This window comes from Brucella thiophenivorans, assembly GCF_002252445.1.
Classification (GTDB): Bacteria; Pseudomonadota; Alphaproteobacteria; order Rhizobiales; family Rhizobiaceae; genus Brucella; species Brucella thiophenivorans.
On sequence record NZ_NNRJ01000019.1, the window covers coordinates 157714 to 182050 of the forward strand.

Consider the following 24337-nt stretch of genomic DNA (forward strand, 5'->3'; position numbering starts at 1 on the left):
TGCGTGCCAAATAACGACCGTTTCGTTCTTTCCAGTGCCGCGACTTGCCAGCCATTCAAAACCCACTTTGTAACGTCAATATGGGGAAAAGGCCATATAGTGCAAGGGGATATAACAATTTCAAAGGGGTAAGTGGTGGGCGATGAGAGACTCGAACTCCCGACATCTTCGGTGTAAACGAAGCGCTCTACCAACTGAGCTAATCGCCCGACTGAACTTGTCAGCCGCTGTGAGAGCCGTTTAGGCAATTCGTTCGAAGAGTGCAAGCGCAAAATTACAAAAATGCATTCTTTTTGCTTCTCCGGCTAAAATCCACAGGTTGGATCAATTTTAGCGAGTGGAGCTATCTCTATAAGACATCAGGAATTGTGCGATTTATCACCAATCACGTGAATCATGATTCTAATTCGCCTGAAATTTGAACGCCTTCTGGGCGACGTGACCGTCTGTTGAAAAAAGTTGTCCAGATTCGAAAGTCTGTAAAAGCGTGGCTTTTCGAATAAAAACAAAATTCTTCTTTATTCTTCAAATCACTCGCTTGACACTGGAAAGAGAACACCTTAAACGACCGCTCACACCGAACGGAAACGTCGGTAACTACCCAGCCAAATGGCTGAAAATGAAATGCGCGGGTGTAGCTCAGTTGGTTAGAGTGCCGGCCTGTCACGCCGGAGGTCGCGGGTTCGAGCCCCGTCACTCGCGCCATTTTCATTCAGAAAAAAATTCACACAATCTGAAGAAAATGGCGCACCTCGCGTTCTTTCTATATTTATCAAAATTCTGAGACTAATCGCTAAGGCACTGTGATGTTTCAGTGCTTTTCGTCGTTACGCGTAATTCGATGAATCAGATTTGATGGGCGCGATTCTGCGTGGCAGGATGATGCTATTTTGCCTTCCGCTTCCACGAGAGATAAGCAACCGAAAAAATTCCAGCCAGAATGACCAGAACGTCGCCGCTTGCGAGAAAATATGTGCTCAATATTCTCTCCTTATCGAAGCATGTTGATTCTGTTCGCATGTCTAAGATGCGATGCGCGATGATTTTGAATTTTAGAGATGCGCCCCGTGTTAATGAAGGCACGTAAACTTACCCATCGGCGCGCACGCGCCAAATTTTTTCAGCAATCGCGCAATTGGCAGCGATAATTTTCTGAAGCGGACGATGCCCTATTCATAGCGAACTGTTCCGAGGGGCAGGGCGTTGGCACGCTCTATTATATGCGATTTTTCGAAAGCCTGTTCAGGCGCTTGAGTGTCCCCAATAAGTTGCCTGGTATTTAAATCGATTGATTCTACTGAACCGGAAATAGAAAAAGGCAAGATTTGGCCTTTTCCTCACGAAATTATGATGTTTTCATGCTAATTGAAGTTTGAGTAGCATATCCGGGCTTGATGGTGGCTCTTATTGCACATCTTGAACGCTCTATGCCCGCCTGATCGTGCTGGAGGGCTTGCGCTGGCGTGCATGCTGCGCTAACCGTCCGGCCAAATACTTAAGTTCGCACGGCATGCCCTTGAAGCTGCTTGAGGCGACGAGGTCGCAATAGATGCAATGTGTCGCATGGTGGTAAGCTCTAAAAAGCTTATGACAGGCGGCGCAGCCTCGTATTCAAGCCGGATAAGGATCATGAACGAGCTTTTAAGTTCCTATTTGCCGATTGTCATCTTTCTCGGCATCGCAATGGTAATCGGTGTAGCCCTTCTGGTTGCGCCGTTTCTTGTCGCGTACAGACAGCCAGACCCGGAAAAGCTTTCAGCTTACGAGTGTGGCTTCAATGCCTTTGATGACGCTCGCATGAAATTCGACATCCGTTTCTATCTGGTGTCGATTCTCTTCATTATCTTCGATCTCGAAGTCGCCTTCCTGTTCCCATGGGCTGTGTCCTTTGGTGAAATCGGTTGGTTCGGTTTCCTTTCGATGATGCTTTTCCTTGGTGTGTTGACCATCGGCTTCATCTATGAATGGAAGAAGGGAGCCCTCGAATGGGATTAACCGGCACAAATCAAGCGTCTGGATCGACACTCATTGCTCCGCAGCCAAAAGGCATTCTTGACCCGCGCACGGGCAAGCCTGTTGGTTCCGATGATGCGTTTTTCAACGATCTGAACAGCGAACTGTCCGATAAGGGTTTCATCGTCACATCTGCTGACGCTCTTGTTACCTGGGCACGTACTGGCTCACTGATGTGGATGACCTTTGGTCTTGCATGCTGCGCTGTGGAAATGATGCATATTTCTATGCCGCGCTATGATGCTGAGCGCTTTGGTATTGCGCCGCGTGCGTCTCCGCGTCAGTCCGACGTTATGATCGTCGCAGGCACCTTGACCAACAAGATGGCTCCGGCTTTGCGTAAGGTCTATGATCAAATGCCAGAGCCGCGTTATGTCATTTCGATGGGATCCTGTGCAAACGGCGGCGGCTATTACCACTACTCTTATTCTGTGGTGCGTGGCTGTGACCGCGTTGTTCCGGTCGATATCTATGTGCCGGGCTGTCCTCCGACGGCTGAGGCGCTGCTTTATGGCATTCTTATGCTTCAGAAGAAGATCCGCCGCACAGGTACGATCGAGCGCTAAGCGGGCCTCTGTGTCTGAATTGTGCAAGAAGGTTTGTTAGAAATCGATCTGTTTTCCCAAGGATGGATCGGGGTCTAAAAAAGGAAGTTAGAGATATGAGCGAAGAAGCTCTTGGTGAACTTTCCGGCTATATCAAGGAACGTCTCGGCGATGCAATCGAAGAGGCGAAGCTGGCCTATGGCGAGCTTACGCTGTCTGTTCCGGTTGAAAGTCTAATTAATGTTCTGACGTTCCTGCGCGATGACGTACAGTGCCAGTTCATTAATTTGACGGATATTTCCGGCGTTGATTATCCACAGCGCGCCAAGCGTTTTGACGTTGTTTATCAGTTCCTTTCACCACGCCAGAACTTGCGCATTCGTGTGAAGGTTCAGGCTGATGAGGACACGCTGGTTCCTTCTGCTGTGTCAGTTTTTGTCGGCGCTGAGTGGTTCGAGCGCGAAGCCTACGACATGTATGGCATTCTGTTCTCTGGCCACCCCGATCTGCGTCGTATTTTGACCGACTACGGTTTTGAAGGTCATCCACTGCGCAAAGACTTCCCGACCACTGGTTTCGTTGAAGTTCGTTACAGCGATGAAGCCAAGCGCGTCATTTATGAGCCTGTCATGCTGCGACAGGAATTCCGCAATTTTGACTTTCTTTCGCCATGGGAAGGGACGGATTACGTCCTGCCGGGCGATGAAAAAGCCAAGACGAACTGAGCGACAGGAAGCTAAACATGGCTGAGACTCAGGTCCGCAACTTTAATATTAACTTTGGTCCGCAGCATCCTGCTGCGCACGGTGTTTTGCGTCTTGTTCTTGAACTTGACGGTGAAGTCGTGGAACGCGTTGATCCGCATATCGGTCTGCTGCATCGCGGTACCGAAAAGCTGATGGAGACGAAGACCTATCTTCAGGCTTTGCCTTATCTCGACCGCCTCGACTACGTGGCGCCGATGAATCAGGAACACGCCTATGCACTGGCCGTCGAGCGTCTGCTTGGCATTACCGTGCCGAAGCGTGGTCAGCTGATCCGTGTTCTTTTCTCGGAAATCGGACGTATTCTGAACCACATTCTGAACGTGACTACTCAGGCCATGGACGTTGGTGCATTGACACCGCCGCTCTGGGGCTTTGAGGAACGCGAAAAACTGATGGTGTTCTATGAACGCGCTTGTGGCGCACGTATGCACGCAGCCTATTTCCGTCCGGGTGGCGTTCATCAGGATCTGCCAGATCAGCTGATTGAAGATATTGGCAAATGGATCGATCCGTTTCTTTCCACGACGCTGACAAACCTCGACAATCTGATCACGCCTAACCGTATTTTCAAGCAGCGTAACGTCGATATCGGTGTTGTAACGCTTGAAGACGCATGGGCATGGGGCTTCTCGGGCGTCATGGTTCGTGGTTCGGGTGCAGCATGGGATCTGCGCAAGTCGCAGCCTTATGAATGCTACAACGAAATGGAATTCGATATTCCAATCGGTAAGAACGGTGACTGCTATGACCGTTACCTGATCCGTATGGAAGAAATGCGCCAATCGGCTCGCATTATGCGCCAGTGCGTTGATCTTTTGCTCGGCAAGGAACGCGTTGGTCCAGTTTCCAACACCGACAACAAGATTGTGCCGCCAAAGCGCGGCGAGATGAAGCGCTCGATGGAAGCGCTCATCCATCACTTCAAGCTTTACACGGAAGGCTATCACGTGCCTGCCGGTGAAGTTTACGCAGCAGTCGAAGCGCCAAAGGGTGAATTTGGTGTCTTCCTCGTATCGGATGGCTCCAACAAGCCATACCGCTGCAAGCTGCGCGCGCCGGGCTTTGCCCATCTTCAGGCCATGGATTTCCTGTGTCGCGGTCACATGTTGGCCGACGTTTCGGCAATTCTTGGCTCGCTCGATATTGTGTTTGGTGAGGTTGACCGCTGATGTCCGTTCGCCGTCTCGCAGATGATGCCGTTCAGCCGGCTGGTTTCGCTTTCAACGCAGACAACCAGAGCTGGGCGCACAAGACGATCGCAAAATACCCGGAAGGCCGTCAGCAGTCGGCTGTTATTCCATTGCTCATGCGTGCGCAGGAGCAGGATGGCTGGGTCACAAAAGCAGCTATCGAACATGTAGCAACCATGCTCGACATGCCGTTGATCCGCGTTCTGGAAGTTGCGACTTTCTATACGCAGTTCCAGCTCAAGCCAGTTGGCACGCGCGCGCACATTCAGGTTTGCGGCACCACGCCATGCATGTTGCGTGGTTCGGAAGCATTGATGGATGTTTGCCGTCATAAAATCCACCACGATCCTTTCGAGCTTAATGCTGAAGGTACACTGTCGTGGGAAGAAGTTGAGTGTCAGGGCGCTTGCGTCAATGCGCCGATGGTCATGATCTTCAAGGATGCTTATGAAGACCTGACGCCTGAGCGTCTTGCTGAAATCATCGATACGTTTGAAGCAGGCAAGGGCGATACTGTTAAGCCGGGTCCACAGGATGGCCGTATCACGTCTGAACCAATGGGCGGATTGACGGCTCTGACTGAAGATCTGGACTATAAGCAGGTGGGTCTGGAAACCCGTAAGGCATCTGATGCCGCTGTTGCTAAAGCCAAGGCAGAAGCCGAAGCAAAGGCAAAGGCTGAAGCAGAAGCCGCAACCAAAGACGGAAGCAGGTGAGACATGCTGGCTGATAAAGATCGCATCTTCACCAATATCTATGGCTTTAAGGACCAGTCGCTGAAAGGCGCCATGTCGCGTGGCCATTGGGATAACACCAAGGGCTTTGTCGAAAAGGGCCGCGATTGGATCATCAACGAAATGAAGGCTTCGAACCTTCGTGGACGTGGTGGTGCTGGCTTCCCGACTGGCCTCAAATGGTCGTTCATGCCGAAGGAAGTGACGGATCGTCCGCATTACCTCGTCGTGAATGCCGATGAATCAGAGCCAGGCACCTGTAAGGACCGCGAAATTCTGCGCCACGATCCGCATACGCTGATCGAAGGCTGCGTGATCGCCGGTTGTGCTATGAGTGCGCACACTGCTTACATCTATCTGCGCGGCGAATTCATGCGTGAGCGTGAAGCACTGCAGGCAGCGATTGATGAGTGCTATGATGCTGGCCTTCTGGGCAAGAACAATAAGTGCGGCTGGGATATGGATATTTTCCTCCATCACGGCGCCGGCGCTTATATCTGCGGCGAAGAAACCGCTTTGCTTGAAAGCCTTGAAGGTAAGAAGGGCCAGCCACGTCTGAAGCCTCCTTTCCCTGCGAATATGGGTCTCTATGGCTGCCCGACGACTGTTAACAACGTTGAATCGATTGCTGTTGCTCCGACCATTCTGCGTCGTGGCGGTGCATGGTTCTCGTCGATTGGTCGTCCGAATAATGTCGGCACAAAGCTGTTTCAGATTTCTGGTCATGTGAACACGCCTTGTACAGTTGAAGAAAGCCTCGGCATCACATTCCGCGAGCTGATCGAAAAGCACGGCGGCGGTATCCGTGGTGGCTGGGACAATCTGCTTGGTGTTATTCCCGGCGGCGCATCTTGCCCGATCATCAAGGGCGAAGACATGATGGATGCCATCATGGACTTTGACGGTATGCGCGAAAAGAAATCTTCGTTCGGCACCGGCGGCGTGATCGTCATGGACAAGTCCACGGACGTGATTAAGGCAATTGCTCGTCTCGCAGCCTTCTTCAAGCATGAAAGCTGCGGCCAGTGCACGCCTTGTCGTGAAGGCACGGGCTGGATGTGGCGCGTCATGGAACGCATGGTCAAGGGTAACGCGCAGAAGCGCGAGATCGACATGCTTCTCGACGTAACCAAGCAGATTGAAGGTCACACGATCTGCGCGCTTGGTGATGCTGCTGCATGGCCTATTCAGGGCCTGATCCGCAATTTCCGTCCGGAAATTGAGAAGCGTATTGATGATTACACACGCAACGCCGTTCAGAGCCGCAATACCCGTCTGGAAGCAGCGGAATAAGGCTTAGGCATTGTGTAGTGCAGTCCGCCTCCCATGGGCTGCAAGTGAGTTTGACATCTGGAAGATGCGGCAAGAGCCGCAGGTTTGGATAAGCGATGGCAAATATTAAGGTAGACGGCACAGAGATCGAAGTACCCGATCACTATACGCTCCTTCAGGCTGCCGAAGCCGCGGGGGCTGAAGTCCCGCGTTTTTGTTTCCACGAACGGCTTTCCATCGCTGGAAATTGCCGCATGTGCCTTGTTGAAGTGAAGGGTGGACCGCCAAAGCCGGCTGCATCCTGCGCTATGGGCGTTCGCGATCTGCGTCCGGGTCCTAATGGCGAAGCACCTGAAATTTTCACCAACACGCCGATGGTCAAGAAGGCCCGCGAAGGCGTGATGGAATTCCTGCTCATCAACCATCCGCTCGATTGCCCGATTTGCGATCAGGCAGGTGAATGCGATCTGCAGGATCAGGCAATGGCGTTTGGTACGGATGGCTCGCGCTATCGCGAAAACAAGCGTGCGGTTGAGAACAAATATATCGGCCCATTGGTCAAGACGGTAATGACACGCTGCATTCACTGCACGCGCTGCGTCCGCTTCACGACTGAAGTGGCTGGCATTTCCGAGCTCGGCCTTATCGGTCGCGGTGAAGATGCTGAAATCACCACTTATCTCGAACGCGCAATGACCTCGGAATTGCAGGGTAATGTCATCGACCTTTGCCCCGTCGGTGCGCTGACCTCGCGTCCTTATGAATTCCAGGCCCGTCCGTGGGAACTGAACAAGACGGAAACCATCGACGTGATGGATGCTGTCGGTTCGAACATCCGCGTTGATACCCGTGGCCGTGAAGTGATGCGCATCATGCCGCGCGTCAATGAACAGGTGAACGAAGAGTGGATTTCCGACAAGACCCGCTTCATTTGGGATGGTCTGCGCACGCAGCGCCTTGATCGCCCATATGTTCGCAAGGGTGGTCGTCTGGTTGCAGCTTCGTGGCCAGAAGCTTTCGCAGCAATCGCTGCCAAGGTTTCCGCTACTTCCGCTGACAAGATCGGCGCTGTCGCTGGCGATCTGGCCTCGGTTGAAGAACTCTATGCTCTGAAAAGCCTCATTGCATCGCTCGGCTCGAACAATATCGATAGCCGTCAGGACGGTGCGGCACTTGATCCAGCTTTGGGTCGTTCAAGCTATCTCTTTAACACAACGATCGAAGGCATTGAAAATGCTGACGCTCTTCTGATCATCGGCTCCAACCCACGCGTTGAAGCCGCTGTTCTGAACGCTCGTATTCGCAAGCGTCAGCGCATGGGCCATTTCCCGATCGCTCTAATCGGCGAACAGGCTGAACTGCGTTACGATTACGAATATCTGGGTGCAGGTGCAGACACACTCGCAGCAGTTGCTTCGGGCAAGAACGCATTCCGCGACGTGCTGGCAAAGGCTGAACGTCCGCTGATCATTGTTGGTCAGGGCGCGCTCACCGGCGAAAACGGTGCAGCAGTTCTCGCTCAAGCTGCAAAGCTTGCACAGGATGTTGGTGCAATCAACGCTGAGTGGAACGGTTTCTCGGTTCTTCACACTGCTGCTTCCCGCGTCGGTGCTCTTGATCTCGGCGTTGTTCCGGGTGAGGGCGGCAAGGCTGCTCGCGATATGTTGGGCAATCTTGATGTTGTGTTCTTGCTCGGTGCAGACGAACTCGACATGACAAACAAGGGCTCGAGCTTCGTTGTCTATATCGGCACACATGGCGATGCCGGTGCACATGCCGCTGACGTTATTCTTCCGGGTGCAGCCTATACCGAAAAGTCGGGCACATGGCTCAACACTGAGGGTCGCGTTCAGCTTGGCAACCGTGCTGGTTTTGCTCCGGGCGAAGCAAAGGAAGATTGGGCAATTCTGCGCGCTCTTTCCGACACGCTCGGTAAGCGTCTGCCGTTTGACAGCCTTTCGCAGCTTCGCGCTAAGCTCTATGCAGACTTCCCGCATATGATGGCGATTGACACGATTGCACCTGCAAATGCAGACGATCTGTCGGCGCTTGCAGCAAAAGCATCTACCCTTTCTGGCGGCGCTGCGTTCGTTTCGCCGGTCAAGGACTTCTATCTGACGAACCCAATCGCGCGTGCTTCCGCTGTCATGGCCGAGTGCTCGGCGCTTGCGGCCGGCAGCTTCCAACAGGCAGCTGAGTAAGCGAGAGAGAGACGGAATAATGGACGGAATTTTTGCAGCTTACGTCTTGCCCGCGCTGATCATAGCGCTGAAGTCGGTCGTTCTGCTTGTCGTATTGCTGATCGTCGTGGCTTACCTGCTTTATGCGGATCGTAAGATCTGGGCAGCCGTGCAGCTTCGTCGTGGACCAAACGTTGTTGGTCCTTGGGGTCTGTTTCAGGCTTTCGCCGATCTTTTGAAGTTCGTCGTTAAAGAGCCGATCATTCCTTCGGGCGCAAATAAGGGTGTGTTTCTTCTCGCGCCTTTCATTTCTGCGGTTCTGGCAATGGCAACGTGGGCAGTCATCCCGGTCAACGAAGGCTGGGCGATTGCAAACATCAATGTCGGCATTCTCTATATCTTCGCTATTTCTTCGCTTGAAGTTTACGGCGTGATCATGGGCGGCTGGGCTTCCAACTCGAAGTATCCATTCCTGGGTGCGCTTCGTTCGGCAGCGCAGATGGTCTCTTATGAAGTGTCGATCGGATTTGTAATTGTTACGGTTCTTCTGACTGTTGGCTCGCTCAATATGACAGACATCGTACTTTCGCAGAATACAGGTCTTGGCACATCGCTTGGTCTGCCTGCTTCGTTCCTCGACTGGAACTGGCTGGTTCTGTTCCCGATGTTCGTGATCTTCTTTATTTCGGCACTTGCTGAAACGAACCGTCCGCCATTCGATCTTGTCGAAGCTGAATCCGAACTCGTGGCCGGTCATATGATCGAATATTCGTCCACGCCGTTCCTTCTGTTCTTCCTCGGCGAATATGTGGCGATCACGCTGATGTGCGCCCTGATGACCACACTCTTCCTCGGCGGCTGGTTGCCTCCGGTTGACGTATGGTTCCTCAACTGGGTTCCGGGTATCATCTGGTTCATGCTCAAGCTCTGCATGTGCTTCTTCATGTTCGCCATGGTGAAGGCTTTTGTACCGCGTTACCGCTATGACCAGCTGATGCGTCTGGGCTGGAAAGTGTTCCTGCCGATCTCGCTAGGTATGGTTGTTCTGACAGCGACCGTCATCAAAGTCTTTGATCTGGTATAAGGAGAGAGAAAAATGGCTTCATTCGCACAGGCCGCGAAATCCCTCCTTCTCAAGGAATTCGTTGCGGCTTTCTTCCTCTCCATGCGCCAGTTCTTCGCGCCAAAAGCGACGCTGAACTATCCGCATGAAAAGGGTCCAATTTCTCCACGTTTTCGTGGCGAACATGCGCTGCGCCGTTATCCCAACGGCGAAGAACGCTGCATTGCTTGTAAGCTTTGCGAAGCGATCTGCCCGGCACAGGCGATCACCATTGAGGCGGGTCCACGCCGCAATGACGGTACGCGCCGCACGGTTCGTTACGACATCGATATGGTGAAGTGCATCTATTGCGGTTTCTGTCAGGAAGCCTGTCCGGTGGATGCAATCGTTGAAGGTCCAAACTTCGAGTTTGCGACCGAAACCCGCGAAGAGCTTTACTATGACAAGGACAAGCTCCTTGCCAATGGTGATCGCTGGGAACGCGAAATTGCGCGCAACATCGCAATGGATGCGCCATATCGCTGATTGGTTTTGCTGAAATGCTGTTTCAGCATCCGGTTTGAAAAGCGGTAACAAGAAGGGGCGGCCCGTCTTGTTGCTGGAATTTAAGTTTCGCGATTATTCGCGGCAAACAAAGACTAAAGCGGATAAAGCAATCAGGCTTTGTCCACGGAAAGGTGTTGGGGGATCCCCATGCTGACAGGTATTGCGGCAGCGTTCTTCTATCTGTTCGCCTTTATCATGATCGCCAGTGCGTTCATGGTGATTGCGGCACGCAACCCCGTGCATTCGGTGCTGTTTCTCATCCTCGCTTTCTTCAATGCAGCGGCGCTGTTTTTGCTGACGGGGGCCGAGTTCCTCGCCATGATCCTGCTCGTCGTTTATGTCGGTGCTGTGGCGGTTCTCTTCCTCTTCGTCGTGATGATGCTGGATGTTGACTTCTCGGAATTGAAGCGCGGTGCGCTGCAATATGCGCCGGTCGGTGCTCTGGTTGGTTTGATCCTGCTGGGCGAGCTGATTGTTGTTTTCGCGGGTTCGATGTTCACGCCAAAGCTGGGGCAGGGCGCTATGCCGATCCCTGACGTTGCGGAACGCACCAACACTGCTGCCCTTGGCGACATTCTTTACACTGACTTTGTCTTCCACTTCCAGATCGCTGGATTGGTCCTTCTGGTCGCCATGATCGGTGCGATTGTTCTGACGCTGCGTCACAAGCCGAATGTGAAGCGCCAGTCGATTTCGGATCAGGTTGCTCGTACGCCTGAAACGGCGATCGAGATCAAGCAGGTCGAAACAGGCAAGGGCATCTAAGGAAAAGAATATGGAAATCGGTATTTCTCATTATCTGACCGTATCAGCCATCCTGTTCACCCTTGGCGTTTTCGGTATCTTCTTAAACCGCAAAAACGTCATCGTTATCCTGATGTCTGTCGAATTGATCCTTCTCTCGGTCAATCTCAATTTTGTGGCGTTTTCTTCTGTGCTTGGCGATATGGTCGGGCAGGTTTTCGCGCTGTTCGTTCTGACTGTTGCGGCTGCGGAAGCAGCTATCGGTCTCGCAATCCTCGTTGTTTTCTTCCGTAATCGCGGTTCTATCGCGGTGGAAGACGTCAATGTTATGAAAGGTTGACGGGCAAATGCTCTATAACGCGATCGTCTTCCTTCCGCTTATTGGCTTTCTTATTGCCGGACTTTTCGGCAATAAGATCGGTGCCAAGGCGAGTGAATATGTGACTTCCGGCCTGATGGTGATCGTTGCGATCCTGTCATGGGTCGTGTTCTTCAAGATCCCGCTCGGCCACGATGCCGAAACGGTTCGTATCCCTGTGCTTCACTGGGTTACATCTGGTTCGCTGTCGTTTGATTGGGCTTTGCGCGTTGATACGCTGACGGGCGTTATGCTTGTCGTGGTCAACTCGGTGTCGGCGCTGGTGCATATCTATTCGATTGGATACATGCATCACGATCCGCATCGTCCGCGCTTCTTCGCTTATCTTTCGCTCTTCACCTTTGCCATGCTTATGCTGGTTACATCGGACAACCTGATCCAGATGTTCTTCGGCTGGGAAGGCGTTGGTCTCGCTTCTTACCTTCTGATTGGTTTCTGGTATCAGAAGCCTTCGGCGAATGCCGCCGCGATGAAAGCTTTCGTTGTCAACCGCGTTGGTGACTTTGGTTTCCTGCTTGGTATCTTTGGTCTGTTCGCGCTGTTCCAGACGGTTGACTACAACACGCTCTTTGCAGCCGCCGCAAACTACCTGCCAGCAGAAGGCGCTGCCGATACTGGTGCAGTTGTGCTCAACTTCCTTGGCTATGAACTGCACAAAGAAACCGCTCTGACGGTCGTCTGCCTGCTCTTGTTCATGGGCGCGATGGGTAAGTCGGCGCAGTTCCTACTGCACACATGGTTGCCTGACGCGATGGAAGGCCCGACACCTGTTTCCGCACTTATTCACGCGGCAACCATGGTGACCGCGGGTGTGTTCCTGGTTGCGCGCATGTCGCCAATTTTCGAACTCTCGCACACCGCACTTCTTATCGTGACGATCATTGGTGCCACGACAGCATTCTTTGCTGCAACAATTGCTTTGGTTCAAAACGACATCAAGCGCGTTATCGCATACTCGACCTGTTCGCAGCTCGGTTACATGTTTGCGGCTCTGGGTGTCGGCGCTTATGGTGCTGCTGTATTCCACCTTTTCACGCACGCTTTCTTCAAGGCGCTTCTGTTCCTTTGCGCAGGCTCGGTTATCCACGCCGTTTCTGACGAACAGGATATGCGTCGCATGGGTGGCCTGCGTAAGCTGATCCCTATCACCTACTGGATGATGATGATCGGTACTGTTGCAATTACAGGTCTCGGCGTTCCGGGCACGATCATCGGTACTGCTGGCTTCTTCTCGAAAGATGCCATCATCGAGTCGGTTTTCGCATCGCACAGCCTTGCTTCGGGTTATGCCTTCACGCTTCTGGTTGTTGCGGCTCTGTTCACGAGCTTCTACTCATGGCGCCTGATTTTCATGACCTTCTATGGCAAGCCACGCGCTTCCGCTGAAGTTATGCATCACGTTCATGAATCGCCTCCGGTTATGCTCGTACCGCTGTTGATCCTTGCTGTCGGCGCACTGTTTGCAGGTGTCGTGTTCAAGGAATACTTCTTCGGCCACGAATATGCTGAATTCTGGAAGGGTGCGCTCTACACGTTGCCAACCAACGAAATCCTGGAACATTATCACCATGTTCCGCTGTGGGTTAAGTTGTCGCCGTTCATCGCTATGCTGATCGGTCTGGTGACGGCATGGATCTTCTACATCCGTGCACCACACATCCCGAAGGCACTCGCAGAGCGTCATCGTGGTCTGTACCAGTTCCTTCTCAACAAATGGTACTTTGACGAGCTTTATGACTTGATCTTCGTTCGCCCTGCACGTTGGCTCGGCCGCTTCTTCTGGAAGGTTGGCGACGGCAAGATTATCGACGGGTACGGTCCTAATGGTGTTGCAGCACGCGTTCTTGATGTTACAGATCGCGTTGTGAAGATGCAGTCAGGTTACCTTTATCATTACGCATTCGCGATGCTTATCGGCGTCGCCGCGCTCGTCACCTGGATGATGCTCGGGAGCTCTTTCTGATGACCGATTGGCCAATTCTTTCTACGGTCACATTCCTGCCGCTCGTCGGCGCCTTGTTGATCCTTCTCATCAAGGATGACAGCGAAGCCTCGCGTCGCAACATCAAGAATGTTGCGCTGCTGACCACGGTTTTCGTTTTCATTCTATCCCTGGTTATCTGGGCCGGATTTGATAATTCAAATCCCGGCTTCCAGATGGTCGAACAAGTCGGCTGGCTCGGTGGTGGTATTTCCTACCACATGGGCGTTGACGGCATTTCGATGCTGTTTGTCGTGCTGTCCGCTTTCCTGATGCCGTTCTGCGTGCTGGCAAGCTGGCTGGCAATCGATAAGCGTGTCAAGGAATACATGATCGCGTTCCTTATTCTGGAAACGCTCATGATTGGTGTGTTCTGCGCGCTCGATCTGTTCCTTTTCTACGTGTTCTTTGAAGCAAGCCTTATTCCGATGTTCATCATCATCGGTGTCTGGGGTGGCAAGCGCCGCGTTTACGCAAGCTTCAAGTTCTTCCTCTATACGCTGCTTGGCTCCGTATTGATGCTGATCGCGATTATGGCAATGTACTGGCAGGCCGGTACGCTTAATATCGTCGAACTGCTGGCATATGACTTCCCGGCAGGTATGCAAACGTGGCTATGGCTCGCATTCTTCGCCTCGTTCGCGGTAAAGATGCCAATGTGGCCAGTGCATACGTGGTTGCCGGATGCGCACGTTGAAGCGCCGACAGCAGGCTCGGTCATTCTGGCCGGTATCCTTCTGAAGCTCGGTGGCTACGGCTTCCTGCGCTTCTCGCTGCCGATGTTCCCGCTGGCCTCTGCTGATTTCGCACCATTCGTCTTTGCACTTTCAGCAATTGCTATCGTCTACACCTCGCTTGTCGCGTTGGTGCAGGAAGACATCAAGAAGCTGATCGCTTATTCGTCGGTTGCGCACATGGGCTATGTGACCATGGGTATTTTTGCCGCCAACGAGCAGGGCGTACAGGGTGCAATTTTCCAGATGCTCTCGCACGGTATTGTTTCGGGCGCACTCTTCCTTTGCGTCGGCGTGATCTATGATCGCATGCACACTCGTGAAATTTCGGCCTTTGGCGGTCTCGTAAACCGGATGCCGAAATACGCGGTCGCCTTCCTCATCCTGACGATGGCGAATGTCGGTCTTCCGGGTACGTCTGGCTTTATCGGCGAATTCCTCACGCTGTTCGGTGTCTTCCGCGTCAATACGTGGGTAGCGCTGTTCGCAACATCGGGTGTGATCCTGTCGGCAGCCTATGCGTTGTGGCTCTATCGCAACGTGGTGTTTGGTGCGCTGACCAAGGAAAGCCTCAAGGGTATTCTCGATCTCACTCCGCGTGAGAAAGTGATCCTGTATCCGCTTGTAGCTCTCACCATCTTCTTCGGTGTGTACCCGGTTCCGGTCTTCGATGCGACCGCGAGCGCCGTGCATGCACTGGTCACCAATTATGACGCAGCGCTGGCAAATGCCGCTAGCGCTACGCTGGCGCAGTAAGTAAAGGCGTAGGCTTGATGCAAACCGACCTGATTGCTTCCCTGTCTCTCGCAGCTCCCGAGGTTCTCCTCGCGCTGAGCGGACTGGCATTGCTCATGATCGGCGTGTTCTCCGGAGAGCGCGCCTCAACCCTCGTCAATGGCCTTGCTGTTGCTGTTCTGATTGCAGCACTCGCACTCGTCGTTATCTTCCCACACAATGGCAGCGCCTTCGGCGGTGCTTTCGTCAACGATGCTTTTGCACGCTTTATGAAGGCACTGACGCTGATCGGCTCGATCGTGACACTCGTCATGTCTGTCGGTTTTGCGCGTGAAGAGAAATTCGACAAGTTCGAATTCCCTGTGCTGATCGTGCTTTCGACGCTCGGTATGCTCATTATGGTGTCGGCATCGAACATGCTGACACTCTATATGGGTCTCGAATTGCAGTCTTTGGCGCTTTATGTGCTTGCAGCCTTCAATCGTGACAGCGTTCGTTCGACAGAAGCTGGCCTGAAATACTTCGTTCTTGGCGCGCTTTCGTCCGGCATGCTGCTTTATGGTATCAGCCTTGTTTACGGCTATACCGGTCATATCGGCTTTGCAGAAATTGCCAGCGCCATTTCCGGTGGTGAGCGTCAGCTTGGCCTGGTGTTCGGTCTGGTTTTCATCTTGGCCGGTCTGTGCTTCAAGATTTCTGCCGTTCCGTTCCATATGTGGACGCCAGACGTTTATGAAGGTTCACCAACGCCAGTAACCGCGTTCTTTGCGGCCGCTCCTAAGATGGCTGCAATGGCGCTTATCGTTCGTGTTGTGGAAGGTGCATTTGCTCCTGTCACCCAAGACTGGCAGCAGATCATCACCTTTGTTGCAATCGCCTCGATGGTGCTGGGTGCATTTGCTGCAATCGGTCAGCGCAACATCAAGCGCCTGATGGCTTACTCGTCGATCAGCCATATGGGCTATGCCCTTGTTGGTCTGGCTGCCGGTACAGTTATCGGTGTTAAGGGCGTAGCTCTTTACATGGCAATCTATCTCGTCATGACGCTCGGTAGCTTTGCTTTCATTTTGTCCATGCGGACAAAGGAAGGCAATGTCGAGAAGATCGAAGATCTTGCAGGACTGTCGCGCAGCAATCCAGTGATGGCCGTGATCATGACGATCATGCTGTTCTCGCTTGCTGGTATTCCGCCGCTCGCTGGCTTCTTCGGTAAGTGGTATACCTTCGTTGCAGCCGTTGAAGTGGGTCTTTATCCGCTAGCAATCATCGGTATCGTGGCTTCGGTTGTGGGTGCGTTCTACTATCTGCGCATGATCAAGATCATGTGGTTCGATGAGCCGGTGACGACATTCGTTCCAGCAGCAATAGAGCTGCGTCTGGTTCTGCTCGCTTCGGGTGCATTCGTTCTTTTCTATGCGCTCATCGGCGGCTGGCTCGGCGGTTTGGCTGAAACAGCAGCCAAGACATTCTTCTGAGCAAGACAATGAATAAGGCCGCAGGCGAAGACATGGGTTTCACGCTGGCCCCTGCGGCTTTATCTCAAGGTTACAGACTGGAAGCTTTTCCGGTCATCGGTTCCACCAATGCTGAGGCGCTTGATCGCGCCAGTGCAGGTGATGCCGGACATATCTGGTTCGTTTCTCCAAGACAGGAAAGCGGACGTGGGCGTCGTGGTCGCACATGGACCGCACCAGAGGGCAATCTTGCCGCGACGCTCCTACTTGTTGATCGTTTCGATCCCAAAATTGCCGCCACTTTAGGTTTTGTCGCAGGTCTTGCACTTGCCGATGCTGTCGATGCGGTTTTGCCGGAAGCCACTGCATCGCGCGTCAATGTTGCGCTTAAATGGCCCAATGATGTGCTGGTTGATGGTGCAAAACTCTCCGGCATTCTCCTCGAAACTACTCTGCTGCCCGATGGTCGCTTTGGCCTTGCAGTTGGCATGGGCACAAATGTTGTAGCCTTCCCGGAAGGTCTGCCATATCCGGCAACATCTTTGCGCGGACTTGGCGCACACACCGATGCTACAACGCTCTTTCTGGCGCTGTCGGATGCATGGTGCCATTATCATACGATGTGGGATCAGGGGCGGGGATTGGATGAAATCCGTCTGCGCTGGCTCAAGCGTGCGCATGGTCTAGGTCAGGAAGTCGCAATGCGGCTCAATGGTAGGATTGTCGAGGGTGTGTTTGAAACAATCGATAGTGATTGCAGGCTTGTGATCCGGGAAGACGACGGAACACGCACGCCTGTGACAGCGGGTGACGTTTTCTTTGGCACCGCAGCCTCGATTAAATCCCAGCCCTGATTCTAGAGTTGAACATATGTTTTGGCGGCGTTTCAAATAATTAGATTGAACGAATTATGCATCACTGCGCTGTTCCGGGCTTGCAAAGCATCGTTAGGCAGTTCAACAGGAGCATAAATATATTTTAATAGAACAAGGAGGCATTATGCCCCGCTCACCATCCACGCAATTTGTCTTCCTGCCTTTGGGCGGCGTTGGCGAAATCGGCATGAACCTTGCCATGTATGGCTTTGGTCCTGAAGACAAACGCGAATGGATCGTGGTCGACATGGGCGTAAGCTTTGCTGGACCGGAGCATCCGGGTGCGGATTTGATCCTGCCCGACATTCGCTTTCTTGAAGCCGAAAAACACAATCTGCGCGGTATCATCATTACCCACGCGCATGAAGATCATTATGGCGCATTGCTTGATCTTTGGCCGCGCCTGAAAGTGCCCGTCTATGCAACGCCATTCACCGCTGGCCTGCTTGAAGCCAAGCGCCAGTCTGAATTTGGCGCACCGGAAATTCCAGTAACTATCTTCAAGGCTGGTGAGACCTTTGAAGTCGGTCCGTTTAAGATCGAAACTATCGCCGTCACCCACTCGATTCCTGAGCCAGTTTCACTCGCCATCACCACTCCACTTGGCACAGTTGTGCATACGGGCGACTGGAAGATGGATCCCGATCCATCCATGGGGCCATTGATTGACGAAGCGCGTTTCCGCGCAATTGGGGATCGGGGCGTTCTGGCGCTGATTTGTGACTCCACCAATGCGATGCGCGAGGGTGAATCGCCTTCCGAGCGTCAGGTTGGCGACAGCCTGCGCGAGCTGATTGAAAATGCCCGTGGTCGCGTTGCGATCACAACTTTCTCATCCAATGTCGGTCGTATCCGTTCGATCACCGAAGCCGCACGTGACGCTGGCCGTCAGGTGCTCGTTGTTGGTCGCTCGATGAAGCGGACAATCGCGGTGGCTACCGAGCTTGGTTATATGGAAGGTCTGCCCGAGTTCCTCAGCGAAGACGATTATGGCTATATTCCGCGTGAAAATGTCGTGATGATCCTCACCGGCAGTCAGGGCGAGCCGCGTGCGGCGCTTGCCAAGCTTGCGCGTGATGAAATGCGCAGCATTGCTCTCTCGGCAGGTGACACGGTTATTTTCTCGTCGCGTCCTATTCCCGGCAACGAAAAAGCCATTCTTGAAATCAAAAACAAGTTGATTGATCAGGGTATCAAGCTGATCAGCGACGAAGATGCGCTTGTGCATGTTTCGGGCCATCCGCGCCGCAGTGAATTGAAGCGCATGTATTCATGGGTGCGTCCGCGCATTCTCGTGCCGGTGCATGGCGAAGCAGCGCATCTTGTCGCGCAAGGATCGCTCGGTTCCATGGAGGGCATTGAAGAAATCGCGCAGGTTCGCGATGGCGATATGTTGAGTCTGGCTCCCGGTAAGGCAGAAATCATCGACAAAGCGCCAATCGGTCGCATCTACAAGGATGGCAAACTGATCGGCGATGAAGATGAAATCGGCATGGTCGAGCGCCGCAAGCTTGCCTATGTTGGCCATGTCGCCGTTTCAGTGCTGCTTGACCGCGATTTCAAAATTATGGATGAACCTGATCTCGTCTCTTTCGGCGTGCCAGAAGAGGATAGGCAGGGCGATCTCATCGAAGACATCCTGCTTGATGCCGCAATTGAAGCCATTGACAGCATCCCGCGTGCGCGACGTAAGGATCTTGAAGTGGTTCGTGAATCGGTTCGCCGTGCGGTTCGTTCTGCGACAAATGAAGCATGGGGCAAAAAGCCGGTAGTGACTGTATTCGTCAACCGCATAAAGTAGCTCTGTTTTCGGGAGGAGGAAACAAGATGCTTGAACGCCTGAACCATGTGGCAATCGCTGTGCCTGACTTGAACGCGGCTGCGGCACTTTATAGTGCGCAACTGGGTGCGAAAGTCACGGCACCGCAGGCTTTGCCCGAACATGGCGTAACGGTTGTCTTCATCGATGTTGGTAATACCAAGATCGAATTGCTTGAACCTTTGGGCGAGGGATCGCCCATCGCAAGCTTTCTTGAAAAGAACCCATCAGGCGGTATGCATCACCTTTGCTACGAGGTTGCTGACATTATCGCGGCGCGTGACCATCTTAAAGCCGAGGGCGCGCGCATTTTAGGCAATGGCGAACCAAAGATCGGAGCGCATGGCAAGCGTGTTTTGTTTTTGCATCCCAAAGACTTCAATGGGACACTGATCGAGCTTGAGGAGGTGTGAGATGACTATCGTATCTGGTATCGCGATGTACTTTATCTTCTGGTGGATAACCTTGTTTGCGATTCTACCTGTCGGATTACGTACGCAGGCTGAAGAAAACAACGTGACATTGGGAACTGTGGCCAGTGCACCTGCCAAACCGCGAATTGGTCTCGCATTCCTCCGTACAACTATCGTCGCTACGGTGATTTTTGGCATTTATTATTATGTTACAAATGTGCATGGATTTAGTCTTGATGACATTCCACACTTCTTCCCTGACTTGAAATAAGGCTGCCTAATTTTTAAGCATTTTTATTCTGTTGGCTATATCAGCAAACTTAACGTGAATCTAAAATTGAACATTTCGATATAACTATTTGAACTAAAAGAAAATTAGAGATACAGAACACTCTAATTTTGAAGATATTTGCGTTAGATTTATATATGCAAGACATGGCTTATAACGGCACAGCGTAAAAGCTATTCATCGAAAAAATAACCTTCAGTTTCATAGGCTTATCGTAAAATATGTAAGATCGTGTCACAAAATCACATTAAAGCCAAAAAAAAAGCAAGGCTTGCGCCTTGCTAGTTGAATACGCGTTCGACCCGTTTCCATTTTACTGGCGGCAGCGAAAAATCGCGCCTGGATCCATCCTCCCAAGACTTTGACCGCGTTAAACAACGGTTATATTCCGCTGTCAGGCTTATTGATGAAAAAAATAGCGGACTGCACAGGTTTTGTCACCAAAAATCTTATGCAATGTCATATTTCCTTCGTAATTTTTTCTCCTTTAATGTAGCCAATACATAATACATTGAAACTTAATGTAAATTCTTCAAGTCTCGCGCGGAGATACTCAGTATACCAGTGTCCTCCATGGCTGTGGACGGAAAAAATGCTTGCGATCAAAGCGCGGCGAGGCGGGTTTTCAACAGCTGTATAACCCGTTATGAAACCGGCAAGTTTGCTTAATTTTTGCCTGATTCTCCACACACTCGGTTGCTACTCAGGCAATCTCTCTCTTGATCGGTGGTCACGATGCGTCTGTCGCAGTATTTTTTGCCCATTTTGAAGGAAAACCCAAAGGAGGCAGAAATTGTCTCTCATAGGTTGATGCTGCGCGCGGGCATGATCCGTCAGCAGTCGGCAGGCATTTATTCATGGCTCCCGCTGGGCTTGAAAGTGCTCAACAAAGTCTGCGATATTATTCGTGAAGAGCAGAACCGTGCAGGCGCAAACGAAATTCTGATGCCGACCATCCAGTCCGCCGACCTTTGGCGTGAAAGCGGTCGTTATGACGCTTACGGCAAAGAAATGCTGCGCATTCAGGACCGGCAGGAGCGCGAAATGCTCTTTGGCCCGACTAATGAGGAAATGGTCACCGATATTTTCCGGTCCTATGTGCGTTCTTATAAGGACCTGCCACTCAATCTTTATCATATTCAGTGGAAATTCCGCGATGAAGTGCGTCCGCGTTTCGGCGTGATGCGTTCGCGTGAATTTCTGATGAAAGATGCCTATTCGTTCGACCTCGATTATGAGGGCGCGAAAATGGCCTACTATCGCATGTTCGTGTCTTACCTGCGCACCTTTGCGCGCGTTGGTTTGCAGGCCATTCCGATGCGCGCTGACACCGGCCCGATCGGTGGCGATCTCAGCCACGAATTCATCATTCTAGCTGAAACCGGCGAAAGCCAGGTCTATTGCGACAAGGCTTATCTCGATCTGGCCGTTCCGGGCGCAGATACGGATTTCCGTAATGATGAACAGCTGACGGACATCGTCAATCGATGGACAACGCCTTATGCCGCGACCGATGAGATGCACGATGAAGCAGAATGGTCGGCGGTGAAAGCCGATGATCAGGTTTCGGCGCGTGGCATCGAAGTTGGTCATATCTTCCATTTTGGCACGAAATATTCCGAAGCTATGGGCGCAAAGGTTCAGGGACCGGATGGTAAAGACCATTTTGTTTCGATGGGCTCTTATGGCATCGGCCCTTCGCGTCTGGTTGCAGCAGCAATTGAAGCCTTCCACGACGATGCAGGCATTATCTGGCCAAAGTCGATTGCACCGTTCGGTGTTGGTATTGTGAACATGAAGTCAGGCGATGAAGCTTGCGACCGCGTGAGTGAACAGCTTTATGCGGCCTTCACCAAGGCTGGCCTCGACCCGCTTCTCGATGACACCGACAACCGTGCGGGATCGAAATTTGCGACGATGGATCTCATCGGTCTGCCATATCAGGTGATCGTTGGACCACGCAGTGTTGCAGCAGGCGAAGTTGAAATTAAAGACCGCAAGACCGGTGAGCGTCAGAACCTCACAGTTGAAGCAGCAATCAACCTGTTAACGGCTTAAACATGAGCAACGCGGCGGCAGCAAAATCGGACGGCAAGCAGAAGGCATTCAATAAGGTGCCTTCTTCTGGGCCATTCTCAGCCTTTGAGCGCATGATCGCTTGGCGTTATTTGCGGGCGCGTCGCCGCGAGACATTCATTTCGGTGATTGCGGGATTTTCGTTTACTGGAATCATGCTGGGCGTAGCGACACTCATTATCGTCATGGCGGTGATGAATGGTTTTCGCGCTGAGCTTCTAAGTCGTATTCTGGGTATCAATGGCCATCTTATCATGCAGCCGATTGATCGGCCGCTTGATGATTACGCAAGCCTGATAACCCGTATCGACGGCATTTCCGGCGTGCAGTTTGCTATTCCTGTGGTCGAAGGACAGGCCCTTGTTCAGGGCAATATTGGTGCCGGAACCGGCGCATTGGTTCGTGGTCTTCGCGAAGAAGATTTGAATAAACTCAAGCTGATTTCAACCAATGTCAAACAGGGCACTTTGCAAGGCTTTGATCAAAGCGGTGGTGTGGCAATCGGCACGCGCATGGCTGAAAATCTCGGCCTTTCGATTGGCGATACGCTGCGTGTGATTTCGCCTGATGGCGATGTGACGCCGTTTGGCGTTAACCCACGCGTCAAAGCTTACCCGATTGAAGCGATTTTCGAGATTGGCATGTCAGAATATGATGCGTCGATTGTAATCATGCCGCTTTCAGAAGCGCAGCTATTCTTCAATCAGGAAGGCAAAGTGCAATCGCTTGAAATCTTTGTCAATAATCCGGACAAGGTGGATGCTATGCGTGCACCTGTCGAGGAGGTTGCGGCACGCCAGATTTCCATGGTCGACTGGCGACAGCGCAACCAGACGTTCTTCTCGGCCTTGCAGGTTGAGCGAAATGTCATGTTCATGATCCTGACGCTGATTGTCCTTGTTGCAGCCCTTAATATTATTTCCGGCCTCATCATGCTGGTGAAGGATAAAGGCCGCGACATCGCGATCCTCAGAACCATGGGGGCGACGCGCGGTGCCGTTATGCGCATATTCTTGATGACGGGGGCTGCAATCGGCGTCACCGGTACACTGGCAGGTGTCGTTTTAGGCGTTGTCGTATGCCTCAATGTTGAGCGTATTCGACAGTTCTTCTCCTGGCTCTCCGGCACGACGCTTTTCAACCCGGAACTTTATTTCCTGAGCACACTGCCAGCCAAGATGGACGTTGGTGAAACGATTTCCGTCATTGCCATGGCTCTGATCCTTTCTTTTATTGCCACCATTTTTCCGGCCTGGCGCGCTGCCAAACTCGATCCGGTTGAAGCACTGAGGTATGAATAATGGCGGCTGAAGTCATTCTGCGTCTCGAAAATGTCAGCCGCGCCTATAAGGAAGTAGACCGCGAACTTGTTATCCTCAAGGAGGCGAGTTTCACGTTGCATCGTGGGGAAATGGTTGCGCTTGTCGCCCCGTCGGGTGCCGGTAAGTCGACGCTTCTGCATACGGCAGGTCTACTGGAGCGCCCGGATTCTGGAGACGTCATTCTTGATGGCCGCTCGTGCGGTGCTTTATCTGAGGATGAGCGCACAGCTATTCGACGCAATGATGTTGGTTTTGTTTATCAGTTCCATCATCTTCTGCCGGAATTTTCGGCACTTGAAAATGTGATGATGCCACAGATGATCCGCGGCCTACCGCAAAAGGCGGCATCCGCACGTGCGCAACAATTGCTCGACTATATGAAGATCGGACCGCGCGCATCGCATCGCCCGTCCGAACTCTCTGGCGGAGAGCAGCAGCGCGTGGCGATTGCGCGTGCGGTTGCCAATGCACCTCTGGTGCTGCTGGCTGATGAGCCGACGGGCAATCTAGATCCAACGACATCGTCTTATGTCTTTGGCGCTCTGGAGGCGTTGGTACGCCAATCAGGGCTTGCGGCGATGATTGCGACGCACAATCATGAATTAGCAAGGCGTATGGATCGTCGCGTGACCTTGAAAGATGGTAAGGTCGTCGACCTCTAATAGCATCTCATTGAGGTGCTACGTGTCATCTTACGCATCGTAGCAGGATTAGAAATCAGTTCAGTGAACCGATTTCTCTGCGCAGAAGCGTCGCACTTTTGCTGGAACTGCTCTAGTGCCTTGATGTGACGAACGTTTTTCCTTCTCTCGTATCTACTGAACGTCGGTGGCTTAGCTGCCTGCGATTGAATGTTTATATTTCATAAACCTTAAATATACGCGTGGCCGAATTAGGGTGTTGACTTTAGAACATAAATGGAACAAAAAATAAACATACGTGAACAAAGAGGAGTTATCTCAATGACCGATCTCGTCTACGACGTTTTGTCCTTCGTCTCAGTCAGCCTGTTCGTTGCAACTTTTGCCATTTGGGTGAGTGCAATCTGATGACGTGAACGGTGTTCTTCTGTGAACCCTGATAGCAGTAACGGCGCTCTCTCTGGACATCGTTACCGTATTCCCCGAAAATGCCATTATGGGCGATAAGAGTCGCCCGTTACCTTGTGCAAATGTCATATCGTGACGGGCACTCGGATGGCGCTTA

Annotated in this window: 21 protein-coding genes and 2 tRNA genes; 22 read left to right on the forward strand and 1 reads right to left on the reverse strand. The window is 52.3% G+C overall.

Features of this window, described 5'->3' with window-relative positions:
• Positions 1-133: 133 nt before the first annotated feature.
• Positions 134-209 (reverse strand) — tRNA-Val (locus tag CEV31_RS10230).
• 419 nt (positions 210-628) lie between these two features.
• On the opposite strand from CEV31_RS10230, the gene CEV31_RS10235 reads away from it, so the two are divergent.
• From CEV31_RS10235 to CEV31_RS10340, 22 genes are all read left to right on the forward strand, one after another.
• Positions 629-705 (forward strand) — tRNA-Asp (locus CEV31_RS10235).
• 924 nt (positions 706-1629) lie between these two features.
• A complete protein-coding gene (locus CEV31_RS10240; RefSeq protein ID WP_094506957.1) occupies positions 1630-1995 on the forward strand; it encodes an NADH-quinone oxidoreductase subunit A in 366 nt (121 codons plus the stop codon).
• Positions 1986-2579 (forward strand): NuoB/complex I 20 kDa subunit family protein, encoded by a 594-nt coding sequence (locus CEV31_RS10245; protein ID WP_094506958.1) that lies wholly within the window; start codon positions 1986-1988, stop codon positions 2577-2579. The genes CEV31_RS10240 and CEV31_RS10245 overlap by 10 nt, the downstream gene beginning before the upstream one ends.
• Positions 2580-2674: 95 nt before the next feature.
• Positions 2675-3283, forward strand: coding sequence for an NADH-quinone oxidoreductase subunit C (locus CEV31_RS10250; RefSeq protein WP_094507313.1), 609 nt, complete (start codon positions 2675-2677; stop codon positions 3281-3283).
• Positions 3284-3300: 17 nt separating this feature from the next.
• Positions 3301-4494: an NADH-quinone oxidoreductase subunit D gene (locus tag CEV31_RS10255; protein ID WP_094506959.1), complete on the forward strand. Its 1194-nt coding sequence runs from the start codon at positions 3301-3303 to the stop codon at positions 4492-4494.
• Positions 4494-5231, forward strand: coding sequence for an NADH-quinone oxidoreductase subunit NuoE (nuoE, locus tag CEV31_RS10260; protein WP_094506960.1), 738 nt, complete (start codon positions 4494-4496; stop codon positions 5229-5231). Before CEV31_RS10255 ends, nuoE begins: the two co-directional genes overlap by 1 nt.
• Before the next feature lie 3 nt (positions 5232-5234).
• The gene (gene nuoF, locus CEV31_RS10265) at positions 5235-6542 is read left to right on the forward strand and encodes an NADH-quinone oxidoreductase subunit NuoF (RefSeq protein WP_094506961.1); all 1308 of its coding nucleotides are present in this window, start codon (positions 5235-5237) and stop codon (positions 6540-6542) included.
• A gap of 95 nt (positions 6543-6637) precedes the next feature.
• Positions 6638-8722, forward strand: a complete 2085-nt coding sequence (gene nuoG, locus CEV31_RS10270; RefSeq protein ID WP_094506962.1) for an NADH-quinone oxidoreductase subunit NuoG — start codon at positions 6638-6640, stop codon at positions 8720-8722.
• A 19-nt stretch (positions 8723-8741) separates the two neighbouring features.
• Positions 8742-9785, forward strand: coding sequence for an NADH-quinone oxidoreductase subunit NuoH (nuoH, locus tag CEV31_RS10275; RefSeq protein ID WP_094506963.1), 1044 nt, complete (start codon positions 8742-8744; stop codon positions 9783-9785).
• A gap of 12 nt (positions 9786-9797) precedes the next feature.
• Positions 9798-10289 (forward strand): NADH-quinone oxidoreductase subunit NuoI, encoded by a 492-nt coding sequence (nuoI, locus tag CEV31_RS10280; RefSeq protein WP_094506964.1) that lies wholly within the window; start codon positions 9798-9800, stop codon positions 10287-10289.
• Between the two features lie 168 nt (positions 10290-10457).
• Entirely contained in the window at positions 10458-11075 is a 618-nt protein-coding gene (locus tag CEV31_RS10285) for an NADH-quinone oxidoreductase subunit J (protein WP_094506965.1), read from the forward strand.
• 10 nt (positions 11076-11085) lie between these two features.
• Positions 11086-11394 carry an NADH-quinone oxidoreductase subunit NuoK gene (gene nuoK, locus CEV31_RS10290; protein ID WP_007874552.1) on the forward strand — a complete coding sequence of 103 codons (309 nt, stop codon included), beginning with the start codon at positions 11086-11088 and terminating at the stop codon, positions 11392-11394.
• Between the two features lie 7 nt (positions 11395-11401).
• A complete protein-coding gene (nuoL, locus tag CEV31_RS10295; protein ID WP_094506966.1) occupies positions 11402-13396 on the forward strand; it encodes an NADH-quinone oxidoreductase subunit L in 1995 nt (664 codons plus the stop codon).
• On the forward strand, positions 13396-14904 hold the full coding sequence (locus CEV31_RS10300; RefSeq protein WP_094506967.1) for an NADH-quinone oxidoreductase subunit M: 1509 nt from the start codon (positions 13396-13398) through the stop codon (positions 14902-14904). The genes nuoL and CEV31_RS10300 overlap by 1 nt, the downstream gene beginning before the upstream one ends.
• Positions 14905-14921: 17 nt before the next feature.
• A complete protein-coding gene (nuoN, locus tag CEV31_RS10305; protein WP_094506968.1) occupies positions 14922-16358 on the forward strand; it encodes an NADH-quinone oxidoreductase subunit NuoN in 1437 nt (478 codons plus the stop codon).
• Between the two features lie 32 nt (positions 16359-16390).
• A complete protein-coding gene (locus CEV31_RS10310) occupies positions 16391-17191 on the forward strand; it encodes a biotin--[acetyl-CoA-carboxylase] ligase (protein ID WP_094507314.1) in 801 nt (266 codons plus the stop codon).
• A gap of 145 nt (positions 17192-17336) precedes the next feature.
• The gene (locus tag CEV31_RS10315) at positions 17337-19013 is read left to right on the forward strand and encodes a ribonuclease J (RefSeq protein WP_094506969.1); all 1677 of its coding nucleotides are present in this window, start codon (positions 17337-17339) and stop codon (positions 19011-19013) included.
• Positions 19014-19039: 26 nt separating this feature from the next.
• A complete protein-coding gene (gene mce / locus CEV31_RS10320) occupies positions 19040-19444 on the forward strand; it encodes a methylmalonyl-CoA epimerase (protein ID WP_094506970.1) in 405 nt (134 codons plus the stop codon).
• Between the two features lies 1 nt (position 19445).
• On the forward strand, positions 19446-19715 hold the full coding sequence (locus CEV31_RS10325) for a DUF1467 family protein (protein ID WP_094506971.1): 270 nt from the start codon (positions 19446-19448) through the stop codon (positions 19713-19715).
• 753 nt (positions 19716-20468) lie between these two features.
• On the forward strand, positions 20469-21791 hold the full coding sequence (gene proS / locus CEV31_RS10330; protein ID WP_094506972.1) for a proline--tRNA ligase: 1323 nt from the start codon (positions 20469-20471) through the stop codon (positions 21789-21791).
• A gap of 2 nt (positions 21792-21793) precedes the next feature.
• On the forward strand, positions 21794-23110 hold the full coding sequence (locus CEV31_RS10335; RefSeq protein WP_094506973.1) for a lipoprotein-releasing ABC transporter permease subunit: 1317 nt from the start codon (positions 21794-21796) through the stop codon (positions 23108-23110).
• Positions 23110-23793 carry an ABC transporter ATP-binding protein gene (locus CEV31_RS10340; protein ID WP_094506974.1) on the forward strand — a complete coding sequence of 228 codons (684 nt, stop codon included), beginning with the start codon at positions 23110-23112 and terminating at the stop codon, positions 23791-23793. Before CEV31_RS10335 ends, CEV31_RS10340 begins: the two co-directional genes overlap by 1 nt.
• Positions 23794-24337 lie beyond the last annotated feature (544 nt).

Bases quoted from the DNA above. Each gene is read 5' to 3' on its own strand.
- proS (WP_094506972.1), top strand. From the start codon at position 20,469: ATGCGTCTGTCGCAGTATTTTTTGCCCATTTTGAAGGAAAACCCAAAG.
- nuoE (WP_094506960.1), top strand. From the start codon at position 4,494: ATGTCCGTTCGCCGTCTCGCAGATGATGCCGTTCAGCCGGCTGGTTTC.
- CEV31_RS10245 (WP_094506958.1), top strand. From the start codon at position 1,986: ATGGGATTAACCGGCACAAATCAAGCGTCTGGATCGACACTCATTGCT.
- nuoG (WP_094506962.1), top strand. From the start codon at position 6,638: ATGGCAAATATTAAGGTAGACGGCACAGAGATCGAAGTACCCGATCAC.
- nuoI (WP_094506964.1), top strand. From the start codon at position 9,798: ATGGCTTCATTCGCACAGGCCGCGAAATCCCTCCTTCTCAAGGAATTC.
- CEV31_RS10325 (WP_094506971.1), top strand. From the start codon at position 19,446: ATGACTATCGTATCTGGTATCGCGATGTACTTTATCTTCTGGTGGATA.
- CEV31_RS10250 (WP_094507313.1), top strand. From the start codon at position 2,675: ATGAGCGAAGAAGCTCTTGGTGAACTTTCCGGCTATATCAAGGAACGT.
- CEV31_RS10255 (WP_094506959.1), top strand. From the start codon at position 3,301: ATGGCTGAGACTCAGGTCCGCAACTTTAATATTAACTTTGGTCCGCAG.
- nuoL (WP_094506966.1), top strand. From the start codon at position 11,402: ATGCTCTATAACGCGATCGTCTTCCTTCCGCTTATTGGCTTTCTTATT.
- CEV31_RS10310 (WP_094507314.1), top strand. From the start codon at position 16,391: ATGGGTTTCACGCTGGCCCCTGCGGCTTTATCTCAAGGTTACAGACTG.
- CEV31_RS10300 (WP_094506967.1), top strand. From the start codon at position 13,396: ATGACCGATTGGCCAATTCTTTCTACGGTCACATTCCTGCCGCTCGTC.
- mce (WP_094506970.1), top strand. From the start codon at position 19,040: ATGCTTGAACGCCTGAACCATGTGGCAATCGCTGTGCCTGACTTGAAC.
- nuoN (WP_094506968.1), top strand. From the start codon at position 14,922: ATGCAAACCGACCTGATTGCTTCCCTGTCTCTCGCAGCTCCCGAGGTT.
- nuoK (WP_007874552.1), top strand. From the start codon at position 11,086: ATGGAAATCGGTATTTCTCATTATCTGACCGTATCAGCCATCCTGTTC.
- CEV31_RS10340 (WP_094506974.1), top strand. From the start codon at position 23,110: ATGGCGGCTGAAGTCATTCTGCGTCTCGAAAATGTCAGCCGCGCCTAT.
- CEV31_RS10315 (WP_094506969.1), top strand. From the start codon at position 17,337: ATGCCCCGCTCACCATCCACGCAATTTGTCTTCCTGCCTTTGGGCGGC.
- CEV31_RS10240 (WP_094506957.1), top strand. From the start codon at position 1,630: ATGAACGAGCTTTTAAGTTCCTATTTGCCGATTGTCATCTTTCTCGGC.
- nuoF (WP_094506961.1), top strand. From the start codon at position 5,235: ATGCTGGCTGATAAAGATCGCATCTTCACCAATATCTATGGCTTTAAG.
- CEV31_RS10335 (WP_094506973.1), top strand. From the start codon at position 21,794: ATGAGCAACGCGGCGGCAGCAAAATCGGACGGCAAGCAGAAGGCATTC.
- nuoH (WP_094506963.1), top strand. From the start codon at position 8,742: ATGGACGGAATTTTTGCAGCTTACGTCTTGCCCGCGCTGATCATAGCG.
- CEV31_RS10285 (WP_094506965.1), top strand. From the start codon at position 10,458: ATGCTGACAGGTATTGCGGCAGCGTTCTTCTATCTGTTCGCCTTTATC.